We start from the raw sequence: 15001 nt of genomic DNA on the forward strand, positions 1-15001 counted from the left end.
GGTGACGCCCGGCGGTGTCTTGTGAACGGTGGCGGCACGAGGCATCCCGGCCGCCTTCCGCGGGGAGGATATCCGGGCACGTGTGCCGAGGGGCCTGTGCGCCACGGGCCCGAGCCGAGGGAAGAAGGGCGTTGCGTTGCCTGATCCGGGTCGCGGACTCGTCAGCCGCGGGGCGATGCCGCCCCGGCTCACGTCCGCGCCGGTGCCTCCGGTGATGTCGCCGTCGCCGAGGCCCGGAGCCGGCCGGGGAGACGGCATGCCCGCGTGCCCCAGGCCGCCCCCGGGAGGACCGCCGCCCCAGCCGGCCCGTGTGCCCCACCGGCCGGTCCGACGCCCCCCACCCCCACCCCCTCGACGGCACCCGAAAGGCCATCATGTCCCCCACGCATGACCCGCTCGACCGCGGACACAACGACGACCTGCTCGGGTTCGTCAGAGCCAGCCCCTCGCCGTACCACGTGGTGGCGAGCGCGGCGCAGCGCCTGGAGAAGGCGGGCTTCGCGGAGGTGCGCGAGCGGGACGAGTGGACGGCCGGTGCCGAGGGAGGCCGCTATGTCGTACGCGGGGGAGCACTCGTCGCCTGGTACGTCCCGCCGGGCGCCCCCGCCGGCACCCCGTTCCGGATCGTCGGCACCCACACCGACTCGCCGAACCTGCGGGTGAAGCCCGTGCCGGACACCGGCTCGGCGGGGTGGCGGCAGATCGGCGTGGAGATCTACGGCGCGGTGCCGCTGAACACCTGGCTCGACCGGGACCTCGGCGTCTCGGGGCGGCTGGTCCTGCGTGACGGTTCGACCCGGCTGGTCCGCGTCGACAAGCCGCTGCTGCGGGTGCCGCAGCTCGCCATCCACCTCGACCGGACGGTGAACGAGGGGCTCGCCCTGGACCGGCAGCGGCACATGACCCCGCTGTGGGGGCTCGGCGGCTCCGCGCCCGGCGCGCTGCTCGGACGGGTCGCGGACGAGGCGGGCGCCGACGCCTCGGAGGTCCTCGGCTGGGACCTCATGCTGCACGACATCCAGCGGCCCGGATATCTGGGCGCGGACGAGGAGTTCATCGTCGCGCCGCGCCTCGACAACCAGATCTCGGTGCACGCGGGTGTCACCGCCCTGGTCGCGGCGGCCGGCTCGGAACGGCCGCCCGCCTCCATACCGGTGCTCGCCGCCTTCGACCACGAGGAGGTCGGCAACGAATCGGAGTCCGGAGCCGGGAGCCCCTTCCTGGAGCGGGTGCTCGGCCGTTCCGTGAGCGCGCGGGGCGGCGGCCGGGAGGACTTCGACCGTGCCCTCGCCGGTGCCCTGTGCGTCTCCTCCGACATGACCCACGCGGTCCACCCCAACTACGCCGAACGGCACGACCCGGACCACCGTCCGCTGCCCAACGGCGGTCCCGTGATCAAGGTCAACGTCAATCAGCGGTACGCCAGCGACGGTGTCGGGGTCGCCGCCTTCGCCGCGGCCTGCGAACGGGCCGGGGTGCCGTATCAGCCGTTCGTCTCGAACAACGCGATGCCGTGCGGGACGTCGATCGGTCCGGTCATCGGGGCCCGTCTCGGTGTGACGACGGTCGACGTGGGGGTGGCCGGGCTGTCGATGCACTCGGCGCGCGAACTGTGCGGGGCACGGGATCCGGAGCTGCTGGCGCGGGTGCTGACGGAGTTCGTCACGGCGGGGCGGTCCGGGGGATGAGCGCGGGCGCCTGAGGCTCCCGGACATGCGTGAAGGCCCCCCACTGATGTGGAGGGCCTTCACCAAGGTGCGCCGCCAGGGACTCGAACCCCGGACCCGCTGATTAAGAGTCAGCTGCTCTAACCAACTGAGCTAGCGGCGCATGACTCTCGCCTTCCGCTTCCGCGGTCGGCGACGAAGGAAATACTACCTGGTCCGCGCGGGTGCTTCCGACCAGCCGCGCGGACCATGCGCCGACCACTCGTGCGGGCCGTTCGTGCGGGCCCGTACGGGCTGTGCGCGGGCCCGGTGCGGTGGCGGCGGTCAGATCGCGAGGGACAGCAGCACCGGGGTCGCCCCGCGGTTCAGGGTGTCCGCGGCGCGGCGGAGCCGGTGGGCGTGTTCGACCGGGAGCGAGAGGGCGAGGCAGCCCACGGAGGAGCCGGCGGTGATCGGGACGGCCGCGCAGACCGTGCCGATCGCGTACTCCTGGAGGTCGAGCACGGGCACGGTGGCCGGCTGGGAGTCGAGACGGGACAGCAGGAGCCGCTCGCTGGTGATGGTCCGCGAGGTGAGCCGGGCCATCTTGTGGCGGGCGAGGTGGTCGCGGCGGCCGTTGTGGTCGAGCTGGCCGAGAAGGCTCTTGCCGACCGCGCTGGCGTGTGCGGAGGAGCGGAAGTCGACCCATTCGTTGACCGCGGGGGTGGACGGGCTCTCCGCGTACTGGGTGACGTGCACCTCGCCGTCGATGTAGCGGCTGATGTAGATCGCGGCGCCGACCGAGTCGCGGAGCCGGTCGATCGTCCGCTGGAGTGTGTCGCGCAGCGCCTGCTCGCGGCCGTGGGCGGAACCGAGGCGGCCGAGGGCGGCGCCGGTGACGTACGCGCCGTCCGCGACCTGCTCGACGTAGCCCTCCCTGCGCAGCATGCGCAGCAGTGCGGTCAGCCGGTCGGCGCCGAGGCCGGCCCGGCGGGCGAGCTCGGTCGTGGTGACACCGGTGGTGTGCTGGGACAGCGTCTCCAGGACGCGCAGGGCGTCCTGGGCCGAGTTGTACGGCGCGGTCGGCTCGTTCATCAGCGCCACGGTTTCCCCCTGCGCTTCATGGCCCGGCTCAAAAATGACGTCGGCCCGGACACCTGGGCTCACTACACGATAACGGTCAAGGCGCCGTCTGTGGCGGTCCGTTGACGAGATTGGTGGTGCGCTCCATGCCTCTCAGCAGGAGCGCATCACCCTGGCATATGCCAAAGGCATGGCACTTCGGGCATGCCCCACGCGCGGGACCTCGTGCCTTGCCGGCCGCGCTCCCGCTCCGCCCCTCGTTCGCTCCCTGACCTCAGAGGACCGCGCCGAGGAATTCCCTGGTCCGTTCGTGCTCCGGGTCGCTGAAGATCTTCTCCGGCGGGCCGGATTCGATGACATGGCCAGAATCGAACATCAGCACCTGGTCCGAGATGTCCCTGGCGAAATTCATCTCGTGGGTCACGCAGAGCATCGTGATGTCCGTGGTGTGGGCGATGTCTCTCAGGACGTCGAGGACGCCCGCGACCAGTTCCGGGTCGAGCGCGGACGTCACCTCGTCCAGGAGCAGCACCTGCGGGCGCATCGCCAGCGCGCGGGCGATGGCCACGCGCTGCTGCTGGCCGCCGGACAGCCGGCCCGGCCGCGCGTCGCACTTGTCCGCGAGACCGACCAGGTCCAGCAGTCCGCGGGCCCGTTCCTCGGCCTCGTCACGGGACAGGCCGAGGACGGTCACGGGCGCCTCGGTGACGTTTCTGAGCACGCTCATGTTCGGGAACAGGTTGAACTGCTGGAAGACCATCCCGATCTTCTTGCGGACCTCGCGGACCTGCTTCCCCTCGGCGGGGAAGAGCCGGTCCCCGGCGACCGTGATCGTGCCCTCGTCCGGCCTGGTCAGTGTCATCAGCAGCCGCAGGATCGTCGTCTTGCCGGAACCGGACGGGCCGATCAGCGTGACGTGCTTGCCGGAGTCGACGCGGAAGTCGAGGTCGTCGAGGACGGTGGTGTCCCCGAAGCGCTTGGTGACCTTGTCGAAGCGGATCAGCTCGCTGCCGTCCACCGGGGGATTGGCGAGGTCGTCCAGAGGGCTGGTTGCGGTGTTCGTGTCAGCGGACAAGGCGTCGCTCCAGGGCTCGCAGCAGCAGGGAAGCCGGGTAGGAAATGAGGATGAAGGCCACACCGATGACCGTGAGCGGCTCCGTGAACTGGAAGTGCTGCTGCGAGTACAGTCGCGCCTCGCCGAGCATCTCCAGCACGGTGATCGTCATCAGCAGCGGGGTGTCCTTGAGCATCGCGATGACGTAGTTGCCGAGCGCCGGCACCACACGGCGGACCGCCTGCGGCAGGATCACCGCCGTCCAGGTGCGCCGCGCGGGCAGGCCGAGCGCCGTGGCCGCCTCCCACTGGCCGGCGGGCACGCCCTCGATACCGGCCCGGTAGACCTGCATCGTGTACGTCGAGTAGTGCAGCCCGATCGCGATGACACCGGTGGTCAGCGCGGAGAACGTGATGTCCCACTCGGGCAGCACGTAGAAGAGGAAGAAGAGCTGCACCAGCAGCGGGGTGTCGCGCACGAACTCGGTGGCCGCCCCGACCGGCCAGCGCACCCAGCGCGTCGGCGTCCGCATCAGCAGCGCCCACACCAGGCCGAGGGCGAACGAGATCACCGAGCCGAGGGCCAGCGCCTGAAGCGTGATCAGCAGACCGTCCCAGAAGTGCGGCATGAAGTCGCCGACGGCGTTCCAGTCCCAGGTCACGAGGCACCACCGATCGTCGTCTCCCTGCAGGGTGTGCCGTTCATGAGGCAGCTCCGCCCGCGGCCGCGCCGGCGCCCGCGCCGGCCGTCGCCGTCCGCTTCGCCTCGCGGGCCGGCATGCCGTCCGACGTCCTGCCGACCCCGGCCTTGAGCCGCTTCTCCAGGCCGCGCATCAGCCGGGTGAGCAGGAAGGCGATGACGAAGTAGATGAGCAGGACGTACGTGTAGACCTCCGCGCTCTGCTGGAGGGCGAGCCGCACCAGGTTGGCGCTGAAGGTCAGATCGCCCATGCCCATCACGGAGACGAGCGCCGTGCCCTTGAGCAGCTCGACCAGCAGGTTGGAGAAGGGCGGGATCATCTCCGGCACCGCCTGGGGAAGCAGGATCAGCCGCATCCGCTGCCAGGGCGTGAAGCTGAGCGCGATCCCGCCCTCGCGCTGCGCCGGGTCGACCGCGGTCAGGGCGCCGCGCACGATCTCCGATCCGTACGCCCCGTACGTCAGCCCGAGCGCCAGCGTGCCCGCCCACAGCGGGACGAGCTGCCAGCCGAAGGCGAGGGGCAGCACGAAGTACACCCAGAAGATCATGATGAGCGCGGACGTACCGCGGAACACCTCGGTGTAGAGGCCCGCGAGGAAGCGGACGATCCACGACCGCGAGGTGCGGGCGATTCCTGCCAGGAAGGACATGGCTCCGGCCAACAGTGCGCTGAGGAACAGCAGTTGGAGGGTGACCCAGATCCCTTCGAGGACGAGATTCCAGAGTCCCGATGTCATCCGCGGCACAGCTCCTTCGCGGTCATGTCGGTCATCTCGGCCCGGGTGAAGCCGAACGGCCGCAGGATGCGGAAGAGTTCGCCGCTCTCCTTCATCTTCCGCAGTTCGACGTTGAAGGCGTCCCGCAGCCGCGTCTCCTGCGAACGGAACGCGAAACCGCCGCCGTCGACGTGCGGCTTGCCCTTGACCAGCGGTGCGAAGGGCTTGGTGCTCTCGGCCTTGCCGGACCGCTTCACCACTTCGTGGACGGTCAGCGCGGTCCCCGCGAAGACGTCGGCGCGCCCCGCCTCGACCGCGTTCAGCCCGGCCACCTGATCGGGCACGATCAGGATGTCGCTCTCCTCGTACCCGGCCTCGACGGCGTACTGGATCTCCGCGTAGCCGGTCCCGGTCGCGAAGGTGGCCTTCTTCGCCACGACGTCCCGGTAGTCGCGCAGCCCCTTCGGGTTGCCCTTGCGCACGATGAAAGCGTCGAGCATCTGATAGTCCGGGTCGGCGAAGACGACCTGCTCGCAGCGCTCGGCGTTGATGTACATCCCGGCGGAGACGACGTCGAACTGCTGCGAGTTGAGCCCGGGTATGAGGGAACCGAACTCGGTCGGCACCGGCTGGACGCGGTCGACCCCCAGCCGCTTGAACACGGCCTTGGCGAGTTCCGGCGCCTCTCCGGTGAGTCGGCCGTCCCGGTCGATGTAGCCGAAGGGGATCTCGCCCGCGATGCCGAGCCGGACGACGCCCTGCGCCCTCAGCCGGTCGAGCAGATCACCGCCGTCCGTCGACGCCGCCGTGGCTACACGACTGCAGCCGGCGGCGCCGAGCGCCCCGAGCGCCGCCACGCCCGCGAGCAGCGACCGGCGGGTCGTCCCGGACGGCGGTCTGTCGTGTCCCGTTGCGTTCGCACATGTTTTCCCAAGTGGTGGAGCCATGGCCGCGCGGCTACCCGGGACCATGCGATGTATGCGGGCCGGATTCGTCCTTGCGCCCGCGGCCGAGGAGTTGTACGGCCTCGGCCCGGCCGGTCCCGGACCGGCCCTCGCGGCGAGAGTGCGTGTCGGACGGCGCCGGGCGGGCCGAGACTTCACGGACACGACCTGGGCCCCTCCCGGGCGGTTCAGTGTCCCGGCACGTACCCGCGCTGCTTGTCGACGACGTTCGCCAGCGGCTTGCCCGCGGCCCAGCGCTCGTACAACTCCACGAACTGCTCACCCAGTTCGTCCCGCCAGCCGACCGTGTCCCCGCTCATGTGCGGCGACACGATAAGACCCGGGACGTCCCACAACGGGCTGTCGTGGCCGAGCGGTTCGTGCTGGAAGACATCGAGGGCCGCGCCCGCGATCCACCGCTTCGACAGTGCCTCGGCGAGCGCCTCCTCGACGACGAGCCGACCGCGCCCGACATTGATGAAGCGGGCCGAGGGCTGCATCATCCCGAAGCGCCGGGCGTCGAACATGCCGTGGGTCTCCGCGGTGAGCGGCGCCGCGGACACCACCCAGTCGGCGCGCGCCATCAGCCGGTCCAGCTCCCCGGGCCCGTGGATCCCGGTGCGCGGGACGCGTCCCACCAGCGCCGTGGTGACACCGAGCGCCTTGAGTGTGCGCACGATCGCCCGCCCGATCGGCCCCGACCCCACCACGCAGGCTCGGGTCCCGGCCACCCGCTGCGACTCCCGGTGCCGCCATTCGTGCCGGCGCTGGAGGTCCCAGGTCCGCGGCAGGTCCTTCGCCATGGCGAGGACCAGAGCGGCCACGTACTCGGCGATCGGCCGGTCGAAGATGCCGCGCGCGTTGGTCACCACCGTGTCGGAGGCGGCGAGCTCGGGACACATCAGATGGTCCACGCCCGCGCTCGCCGTGTGCACCCAGCCCGGCCGCGGCCCCTCGCCCGGCCAGGCACGGCGTACGGCCCGCGAGGCGAAGTCCCACACGAGGAGCACGTCCGCGTCCGGGAGCTTCTCCGCGAGCGTGGACTCGTCGGCGTGCTCGATCCGTACCCGGCCGGTGAGCCGGCCCAGCCGGGGGAGCGGGTCGGCGTCCAGGACGAGCAGGGTGGCCGGGGCCGACGGGCGGGGCGCACCGGGGGACGTACGGGCGTTCATCAGGGGAAACCCTTTCGCAAGGGGATCGACCACGCTCGCACCCGAACCCGCGGCCGTCAACACCGGCGTACGACGCCGTCCCCCGGTCGGAGGAGAACCCTGGGGACCGGTGATCTCGGCCAACCAGGTGGAGAAACGGTCGGTGCTGCGCCAACTGGGTACCCGGGCGGTGGCCCCCGGCGGACGGCTGATTGACCGGGCCGCCCGGCGGGGACCGTACTTCCCGATGAACAGGAAGGTTGGGCATGACCGCACTCGGATTCCTCCACCCCGGCCACTCGGCCGAGGACGACTACCCGCGCATCGAGCAGCTTCTCGGCAGTGACATCCGCCTGGCCGTCGTGCACACGGACATGGACGAGGACCCGCACCACGTGGACGCGCTCCTCGACATGGGCTCGGCACGGCGCCTCACGGCGGGCGTCGAGGAGCTGCGCCTGTCCGGCGCGGAGGCCGTGGTCTGGGCGAGCGCGAGCGGCAGTTTCGTGTACGGGGTGCAGGGCGCCCACGAGCAGGTCCGCGGCCTCGCCATGGCGGCCGGACTGCCCGCGTCCTCGACGTCCTTCGCCTTCGCGCACGCGGCGCGGGAGATCGGCGCGGACCGGGTCGCGATCGGGGCGGCCTGTCCCGAGGACGTGGCAGCGCTCTTCGCGCGGTTCCTGACGGAGACCGGAACGGAGGTGGCCGCGGTGCGCGGCTCCGGTGCCGTTACCCCGGCCGAGCTCGCCGGCTGGGACTACGACCGGGTCCTCGCGCTGGCCCGGGAGTCCGACCGTCCGGACGCCGACGCGATCCTCCTCCCCGACACGGCCCTGCACACCGCCTCCCACCTCACGGCCCTGGAGAAGGACCTCGCCAAACCGGTCCTCACCGCGGCCCAGGTCACGGTCTGGGAGGCCCTGCGCCTGACGGACCGCAGGGTGAACGCCCCGGACCTGGGCACCCTCTTCACCCGAGAACCCATCGTCCAGGCCTGAACCCCGGCTCCGCGGTTTCAGCCCCTCCGGCGTTTGAGGAGCGGGGTCCGGGGCGGAGCCCCGGGTACGGGACGGGTAGGGGCGGAGGGGGCGAAACAAGCCCCCCGGCCCCACCCCGAGGAGCTCCCCGGCCCACCCCCGGGGAATAAGCGGAGACACCCTCCTGTTCGCAACGCGAGGAGACGACGTACGCGAAAACAGGAGGCACCCCGGTGGACGAGACGCCCGAGACGGACGAGATCCGCGGCACAGCACAGGGCACCGCCCCCGTACCCCTGTCCGTACTGGACCTGGTCACGGTGGGCGCGGGCCGCACCGCGACCGACGCCCTCCGCACCAGCGTCGAGATCGCCCGCCTCGCGGAGAACCGCGGCTTCCACCGCTACTGGGTGGCCGAACACCACTCGATGCCCGGAGTGGCCAGCTCCTCGCCCGCGGTGATCCTCGCCCACCTCGCCGCCCACACCCACCGCATCCGGCTGGGCTCCGGCGGAGTGATGCTCCCCAACCACGCCCCGCTGGTCATCGCGGAGCAGTTCGGCACCCTGGAGGCGATGGCCCCGCACCGCGTCGACCTGGGCCTCGGCCGGGCCCCGGGCACGGACGGCGCCACGGCCGCCGCGCTGCGCCGCACCCAGCGGCCCGCCGAGGGCGCCGACGACTTCCCCGAACAGCTCGCGGAACTCGTCCGTTTCCTGGACGACGACTTCCCCGACGGCCACCCCTACACCCGGATCCACGCCGTTCCCGGCCCCGTCCAGGCGACCTCGCCGGGCGGCGTCCAGTCCCCGCACCGGCCCCCGGTCTGGCTGCTCGGTTCCTCCGGCTTCAGCGCCCGCCTCGCCGGTGCCCTCGGCCTCCCCTTCGCCTTCGCGCACCACTTCTCGGCGCAGAACACGATCCCGGCCCTCGACCTCTACCGCGAGTCCTTCCGGCCGAGCGCGGTCCTCGACGCCCCGTACGCCCTCATCGGCGTCTCCGCCCTCGCCGCCGACGAGGAGAAGGAGGCCCGCCGTCAGGTCCTGGCGGCCGCCCTGAGCATGGTCCGCCTGCGCACCGGGCGTCCCGGACTCGTGCCCACCCCGGAGGAGGCCGAGGCGTACGAATTCAGCCCGATGGAGCGGGAGTTCATCGGCTCCTGGAACGCCAACGTCATCCACGGCACCGCCGACGAGGTGCGCGCCGGCCTCGACGACCTCCAGAAGCGCACCGGCGCCGACGAGTTGATGATCACGGGCAACGCCCACAGCGGCGACGTACGGCTGCGCTCGTACGAACTGATCGCGGACGCCTACGGGTTGCCTGGGGAGCCGGCCGCCGAGGCCTGAGGACGGTTCGCCGACATCAGGAGCGCGGAGATGCGTTCCGGCGCCACCGGCCGGGAGTAAAGCCACCCCTGGCCGGTGTCGCAGCCGATGCCGCGCAGCCGTGACGCCTGCGAGGCGGTCTCCACGCACTCGGCGGTGACCGTCAGGCCGAGCCGGTGGGCGAGCTGGATGAGCGCCTCGACGATGACCTCGTCGGCCGGGTTCGGGTGGGCGGAGGAACCGTCGGCGTTCTCGTACTGGAAGCCGCGGACGAAGGAGCCGTCCAGCTTCAGCACGGACACCGGGAGCCTGCTCAGGTAGGCGAGGTTCGAGTAGCCGGTGCCGAAGTCGTCGATGGCGATGCGGACGCCCATGTCGCTGAGGGCCTGCAATGCCTGGAGCGGACGGCCCGCCGAGCCCATGACCGCCGACTCCGTCAGCTCCAACTGCAGCAGATGCGGGGCCAGTCCGGTCTCCGCGAGGATCTTCGCCACGTCCGCCACCAGGTCGGAGTCCCAGACCTGGCGCACGGCGACGTTCACACTGACGAAGATCGGCGGCGCGTCCGGACGGTCGAGCTGCCAACGGCGCGCCTGGCGGCAGGCGGTGGCCAGTACCCAGCGGCCGAGCTGGACGATCGAGCCGTTCTCCTCGGCGAGTCCGATGAACCGGTTCGGTGTGAGCGTCCCGAACCGCGGGTGGTTCCAGCGGACGAGCGCCTCGACGCCGTGCACCCCGCCGTCCTCCATGCCCACCAACGGCTGGTACTCCAGGGTGAATTCACCCCGCTCGACGGCCGAGCGCAGGGTGGAGGACAGGGCCTGGCGGGTCATGCGGTGCGCGTTGCGCTCCGGGTCGAAGAGCGTCCAGCGGCCCTTGCCGTCCGCCTTCGCCCAGTACAGCGTGGTGTCCGCGGCCTGCATCAGACCGGTCGCGGTGGTGCCGGTGGCGCGCCGCTCGACGACCCCGATGGACGCCGACAGGGACAGCCGCTGCCCCGACAGGTCGAACGGCGCCTGGAGCGCCTTCAGCACGGACTCGGCGAGATCCGCCAACTGGTCGGTGCCCGTGGAGTCCTCGACGAGCAGGGCGAACTCGTCCCCGCCCAGCCGCGCGACCAGGGGAGCGGCCGCCCGCGTGAGGCCGGCCGCCTCGGCGCAGCGGGTCAGCCGCTCCGCGACCGCCGCGAGCAGCCGGTCCCCGACCCGGTGGCCGAGGGTGTCGTTGACCGCCTTGAACCCGTCCAGGTCCAGATAGCAGAGCCCGATCCGGCCGGTTCCGCACTCCTCGTACGCCTCGGCCTCCAGCGCCGCCGACAGGCGCTCGAAGAACAGGGTGCGGTTGGGCAGCCGGGTCACCGGGTCGTGCATCTGCAAGTGCCGCAGCCGTGCCTGGAGTTCACGCCGCGCGCCGATGTCGGTGACCGAGATCAGGACGGCCCGTTCCTGCGGGGGCAGCGGCGCGATCGTGACCTGCGCCCAGATCACATGGCCGTCCGGGTGCTTGAGCCGGCGGGTGCAGCGCAGCCGGGCCCGGCTGCCGCCCAGCATCTCGCGGTACGCGTGCCAGGTGCGGGCGTCGGAGGCGAGGTCCACCAGGTCGGCGGCGGCCCGCCCGGCCAGCGGCCGCGTCCCGGCGCCGAGCAGCGTGCCCAGTGCCTCGTTGGCGGCGACGACGAGACCTTCGCGGTCGACGACCGCCATCGCGAGAGGAGCGGTGGCGAACGCCGCGTGGAAGGTGCGGAGTGACGTTCCGTCGGGAACCACCGGTGGCGCGGGCGTCCTGGAGGGCGGCCCTGGCGTCACGGACGGTACGGAGGGGACGAGTGGGCCGGGAGAGGTCCCGGCGGACGTACGAGAAGGCGCGCTTACGTGACGTTCTGTGACGGCCGGCCGGACGAGGTCCCCCGCGGGCGCCGGCCCTTCGGACGTTCCGCTCACCGTTCGCTCCCGCAGTGCACTCGTTCTTCGTATGGGTCTCTCGGGGCGGTCGGCCGGTGATGGGCGGCCGCGCAAGCCGTGTCCGTGCAGGAAAGTGTGCCGATCATAGAGGCTGCCCCCGAAACGGTGCGGCCACTGTCCAGTGTCCAGGAACAACCACCTGTTCTGACAGATCGTTTCTGCCTGTTATCCGGACGGGTTCCTTCTCCTGTCCGCCGCATGTGACGTTCCGTGCATGTCCGGGGGTGTCGGTCGGCTCGTCGCCTCACCCTTCCGGTGCAGACAAACAGGGCGAAGTAGTACAAATGCGATCAGGCTGGAGGCGGTGTCCCGAAACCGCATCCGGAGGTCGACGTGCCGCGTCCGCTCCCCCTGAGGGTTCTCGCTCGCGGGGCCCGTCGCGGTCTCGCCCGCGACGGGGCGCTCCGCTGGCGCAGCACCGCGGCCATGTTCACCTCGATGACCGCGCTCGCCGCGACCTCCCTGGGTCCGGGCCACGCGCTCGCCGAACCCCTCGCGTCGCCCTGCGCCCTGACGCGGACCGCGGCGCACCACTCGGAGGGCGCCGACACCTGGAACAGCGCGTACGTGCGTCCCACCCGCCCCCTCGACGCCGTGATGGTCTTCCTGTCGTTCCCGGACTCCACCCCGCGCACCACGCCCGCCGAGCTGACGGGCGACTACTTCCCGGCCACCAGCCGCTTCTTCGAGCAGGCCTCGTACGGAAAGTTCACGGTCCGGCCGCACCCCCAGCGTGCCTGGATCCGGATGCCGCACGCCTCCACCTCGTACGCCATACAGCGCGACTGGAACGCCGGCGACCGTGCCGCCTATCTGCGCGACGCTCTCGCCGTGGCCGACCCGAAGGTCGACTTCTCCCGTTACGACGTCGTCTACTTCGTGGCGGACCCGGACGCTCCGGGCGTCGACTCGGACGCCACGAAGGTCGTCAACCTGGACACGCCCCTGCGCGCGGACGGCAAGGACATCCGGCGCGTCGTCACGGTCTTCGAGAAGCATCCGCCGGACCGCCTCGTCCTCGCGCACGAGACCGGCCACGTCTTCGACCTGCCCGACCTCTACCACCGCCCCGCCGACGGCAAGGGCGACTGGGACACCTACGTGGGCGACTGGGACCTCATGGGCAGCCAGTTCGGCCTCGCCCCCGACCTCTTCGGCTGGCACAAGTGGCGGCTGGGGTGGCTGGAACCGCGCCAGGTGGCGTGCGTACTGGGCTCGGGCACCACGCGGCTGACGCTGGAGCCGCTGGAGACCGGGCCCACGCGCTCCGCGGTGGGTTCGGCCGGCGCCGGCGCCGGGGGAGTGGTCGGCGCCGGGGTGCCGGCCTCCCGCCCGGGCGCGTCGACGACGGGTGGACCGGCCGTGGCGGACGGCACGGGAGGGATGGCGGCGATGGGAGGGGCGACCGAGTTGAGCGGGGCCACCACGGCGGCCGGGACGAGCGGGGCCACCAGGACGGCCGGGGCGAACGGAGCCACCAAGGCGACCGGAACGGAGGAGGCTGCCGAGGCGGCGGGGACAGCAGAGGTGGCCGGGACGGAGGGGGCTGCCGGAGTGAAGGGGGCCTGGCAGGGGCCGCGGGTGCCCCCGGGCGCGGCGCGGACGTCCTCGCGCGGTTCCGGCGCGCCGGGCACGTCCCCGATCGCGGTGGGCGTGGCGGCACCGCCCGGTTCGCAGACCTTCGGCGTCGGCTCGGGCACCAAGCTGGCGGTGGTCCCGACGGGCCCGGACAGCGCCATCGCCCTGGAGGCCCGCGGACCGGCGGGCAACGACAGCTCGGCGTGCGAGCGGGGCGTCCTGGTCTACCGGGTCCGCAGCCGGACCGAGTCGGGCAGCGGCCCCATCCAGGTCCTCGACGCCCACCCCCGCTCCGAGTCCTGCTGGGAGGACTCGGTGTACCCGCCGCTCGCGGACGCCCCGGTGCGCCTCGGGGAGAGCTTCGCCGTGCCGGGCGCGGACGTCCGGGTCCAGGTGGAGGACCGGACCGCCTCGGGGTCCTGGACGGTGCGGATCACGACGGGCTGAGCGGCCCCGCGCGGGCGGAAACGACGAGAGCGGCATGCTCGCGTTTCCGCGAATCATCCCGCTCTCGTTGGCGTGCGCCGCCAGGGACTCGAACCCCGGACCCGCTGATTAAGAGTCAGCTGCTCTAACCAACTGAGCTAGCGGCGCCTGCTGACGTCGTAGACCTTAGCATCCTGATCGGCGGGAGGAAAAATCGATATCCGTACCGCCGCCGCCGCCGCCGCGCGGGTCGCCCGTACGGCCGCCCAGAGCAGGATCTCGGGGCCGGGGAGCCAGGGCTGCCGTGTGTCGGGGGCGACCAGCCAGCGGGAATCGGTCCGTACGGTTTCCGGCGCGCCGCCCCCGGGACGCGGCGGGGGCACGGTCACCGCGTCCCCCCTGCCGTGGCAGAGCAGCGGCGGAACCTCCCGGCACCGCCCCGACCGGCCGCCCGGTTCCGTGCCCCATTCCTCCCACTCCATGAGCGAGGGGAGACGCTGGGCGGTGCCGGGCGCGGCGAACAGCAGGATCCGACCGCGGTGGGCCGCCACCGGGCCCGAGCCCGGCCCCTCCTCCCAGAGCCGGTCGAGCATCCGCCGCCCGAAGAGGGCCGAGGCGCTGACGACGTCGAACGCGCCGCCGCAGAGCAGGACGACCGGAGCGTCGGGCCGCTCGCGCCACAGGGCGAGTGTGCTGCGCGGATACGTTCCCGCCGAGGCGAGCCAGGCGGCTCCCTCGGCCGTGACACCGGAGACGTCCAGCCGTTCGGACGACCTCGCCCCGGGGCCGTGCGGGGTGCTGCTCGGCGCGTTCCGTGTGCTGCTCATGCCGCATACATCTACCGGCGGTGAGCGCCCGGCCCCGGACGGTTGCCCGAAACCGGGACAGGAGGGGCCGAGGTGGAGTATCTTGCCCGGCTGGCATATGCCAGGACCGGGTGAAAACGGGGTGGGAACGGGGCGCCCGGAGGTCCCGGTCCGGACCGGGACCTCCGACGGCGCCCGTCCCGGACGGGCGTGTCAGAGCGGGTCGGTCACCCCGTGACCGTGTCCGTTGCCCTCCGTGCCCCGCAGCAGGCCCTGGCCGAACTCGACCATCTTCTTCGCGTAGTCCTCGGTCCACTCGGCGCGCTCGGCGATCGAGGCGGTGGTCAGCCGGTCGAAACGACGCGGATCGGCGAGCTGCGCGGCGGCGATGGCCTGGAACTCGACGGCCCGGTCGGCGGCGGCACGAAACGCGTGCGCCAGCTCCGTGGACCGGTCGAGCAGTGCGCGCGGGTCGTCGATCGACTCCAGATCGAAGAAATGCTCCGGGTCCCCGGCGGCTTCCGCGGGCTCGAAGAGCAGGGGCGCGGGGCGTAGCCGCGGTTCGTTCCGACGCGGCGTGGGCTCCGCCATGTCTTCTCCTCCTCATGCGGTTCGGGGCCCCTCTCGGCAAA

Annotated in this window: 12 protein-coding genes, 2 tRNA genes and 1 pseudogene; 4 read left to right on the forward strand and 11 right to left on the reverse strand. The window is 72.1% G+C overall.

Features of this window, described 5'->3' with window-relative positions; translation table 11 throughout:
- Positions 1 to 374: 374 nt before the first annotated feature.
- On the forward strand, positions 375 to 1688 hold the full coding sequence (locus ACIQ7M_RS08440) for a M18 family aminopeptidase (protein ID WP_403641319.1): 1314 nt from the start codon (positions 375 to 377) through the stop codon (positions 1686 to 1688).
- 68 nt (positions 1689 to 1756) lie between these two features.
- Here ACIQ7M_RS08440 and ACIQ7M_RS08445 read toward each other — a convergent pair.
- The 7 genes from ACIQ7M_RS08445 to ACIQ7M_RS08475 form a co-directional block, all read right to left on the reverse strand.
- Positions 1757 to 1830 (reverse strand) — tRNA-Lys (locus ACIQ7M_RS08445).
- A 161-nt stretch (positions 1831 to 1991) separates the two neighbouring features.
- On the reverse strand, positions 1992 to 2750 hold the full coding sequence (locus tag ACIQ7M_RS08450) for an IclR family transcriptional regulator C-terminal domain-containing protein (protein ID WP_355770826.1): 759 nt from the start codon (positions 2748 to 2750) through the stop codon (positions 1992 to 1994).
- Positions 2751 to 3003: 253 nt separating this feature from the next.
- Complete coding sequence (ehuA, locus tag ACIQ7M_RS08455) at positions 3004 to 3804, reverse strand: ectoine/hydroxyectoine ABC transporter ATP-binding protein EhuA (protein WP_403641323.1); 801 nt, start codon at positions 3802 to 3804, stop codon at positions 3004 to 3006.
- Positions 3794 to 4444, reverse strand: coding sequence for an ectoine/hydroxyectoine ABC transporter permease subunit EhuD (ehuD, locus tag ACIQ7M_RS08460; protein WP_389846249.1), 651 nt, complete (start codon positions 4442 to 4444; stop codon positions 3794 to 3796). The genes ehuA and ehuD overlap by 11 nt, the downstream gene beginning before the upstream one ends.
- A gap of 40 nt (positions 4445 to 4484) precedes the next feature.
- Entirely contained in the window at positions 4485 to 5219 is a 735-nt protein-coding gene (ehuC, locus tag ACIQ7M_RS08465; protein ID WP_403641327.1) for an ectoine/hydroxyectoine ABC transporter permease subunit EhuC, read from the reverse strand.
- Entirely contained in the window at positions 5216 to 6145 is a 930-nt protein-coding gene (gene ehuB / locus ACIQ7M_RS08470) for an ectoine/hydroxyectoine ABC transporter substrate-binding protein EhuB (RefSeq protein ID WP_403641330.1), read from the reverse strand. Before ehuB ends, ehuC begins: the two co-directional genes overlap by 4 nt.
- A 185-nt stretch (positions 6146 to 6330) precedes the next feature.
- On the reverse strand, positions 6331 to 7314 hold the full coding sequence (locus ACIQ7M_RS08475; protein WP_355770814.1) for a D-2-hydroxyacid dehydrogenase: 984 nt from the start codon (positions 7312 to 7314) through the stop codon (positions 6331 to 6333).
- Between the two features lie 245 nt (positions 7315 to 7559).
- Here ACIQ7M_RS08475 and ACIQ7M_RS08480 point away from each other — a divergent pair, with 245 nt between their 5' ends.
- Positions 7560 to 8291 (forward strand): decarboxylase, encoded by a 732-nt coding sequence (locus tag ACIQ7M_RS08480; protein WP_403641334.1) that lies wholly within the window; start codon positions 7560 to 7562, stop codon positions 8289 to 8291.
- A 212-nt stretch (positions 8292 to 8503) separates the two neighbouring features.
- Positions 8504 to 9619 carry an LLM class flavin-dependent oxidoreductase gene (locus tag ACIQ7M_RS08485; RefSeq protein WP_403641337.1) on the forward strand — a complete coding sequence of 372 codons (1116 nt, stop codon included), beginning with the start codon at positions 8504 to 8506 and terminating at the stop codon, positions 9617 to 9619.
- Here ACIQ7M_RS08485 and ACIQ7M_RS08490 read toward each other — a convergent pair.
- Complete coding sequence (locus ACIQ7M_RS08490) at positions 9583 to 11538, reverse strand: putative bifunctional diguanylate cyclase/phosphodiesterase (protein WP_403641340.1); 1956 nt, start codon at positions 11536 to 11538, stop codon at positions 9583 to 9585. The genes ACIQ7M_RS08485 and ACIQ7M_RS08490 overlap by 37 nt on opposite strands.
- A gap of 354 nt (positions 11539 to 11892) precedes the next feature.
- Between ACIQ7M_RS08490 and ACIQ7M_RS08495 the strand changes: the two are divergent.
- Positions 11893 to 12879 (forward strand): annotated as a pseudogene (locus ACIQ7M_RS08495) (M6 family metalloprotease domain-containing protein); the annotation flags it as partial.
- Between the two features lie 778 nt (positions 12880 to 13657).
- Here ACIQ7M_RS08495 and ACIQ7M_RS08500 read toward each other — a convergent pair.
- From ACIQ7M_RS08500 to ACIQ7M_RS08510, 3 genes are all read right to left on the reverse strand, one after another.
- Positions 13658 to 13731, reverse strand: a tRNA-Lys gene (locus ACIQ7M_RS08500).
- Positions 13722 to 14390: a bifunctional DNA primase/polymerase gene (locus tag ACIQ7M_RS08505; protein ID WP_403641343.1), complete on the reverse strand. Its 669-nt coding sequence runs from the start codon at positions 14388 to 14390 to the stop codon at positions 13722 to 13724. The genes ACIQ7M_RS08500 and ACIQ7M_RS08505 overlap by 10 nt, the downstream gene beginning before the upstream one ends.
- Before the next feature lie 192 nt (positions 14391 to 14582).
- A complete protein-coding gene (locus tag ACIQ7M_RS08510) occupies positions 14583 to 14960 on the reverse strand; it encodes a hypothetical protein (RefSeq protein WP_386985457.1) in 378 nt (125 codons plus the stop codon).
- Positions 14961 to 15001: the final 41 nt, after the last annotated feature.

Origin of the sequence: Streptomyces sp. NPDC096324 (genome assembly GCF_044763015.1) — a bacterium.
In the GTDB taxonomy this organism is placed as follows: Bacteria; Actinomycetota; Actinomycetes; order Streptomycetales; family Streptomycetaceae; genus Streptomyces.

Excerpts from the sequence above, each read along its gene's own strand:
- ACIQ7M_RS08440 (WP_403641319.1), top strand. The coding sequence starts at position 375 with ATGTCCCCCACGCATGACCCGCTCGACCGCGGACACAACGACGACCTG.
- ehuC (WP_403641327.1), bottom strand. The coding sequence starts at position 5,219 with ATGACATCGGGACTCTGGAATCTCGTCCTCGAAGGGATCTGGGTCACC.
- ehuB (WP_403641330.1), bottom strand. The coding sequence starts at position 6,145 with ATGGCTCCACCACTTGGGAAAACATGTGCGAACGCAACGGGACACGAC.
- ACIQ7M_RS08475 (WP_355770814.1), bottom strand. The coding sequence starts at position 7,314 with ATGAACGCCCGTACGTCCCCCGGTGCGCCCCGCCCGTCGGCCCCGGCC.
- ACIQ7M_RS08480 (WP_403641334.1), top strand. The coding sequence starts at position 7,560 with ATGACCGCACTCGGATTCCTCCACCCCGGCCACTCGGCCGAGGACGAC.
- ACIQ7M_RS08505 (WP_403641343.1), bottom strand. The coding sequence starts at position 14,390 with ATGAGCAGCACACGGAACGCGCCGAGCAGCACCCCGCACGGCCCCGGG.
- ACIQ7M_RS08510 (WP_386985457.1), bottom strand. The coding sequence starts at position 14,960 with ATGGCGGAGCCCACGCCGCGTCGGAACGAACCGCGGCTACGCCCCGCG.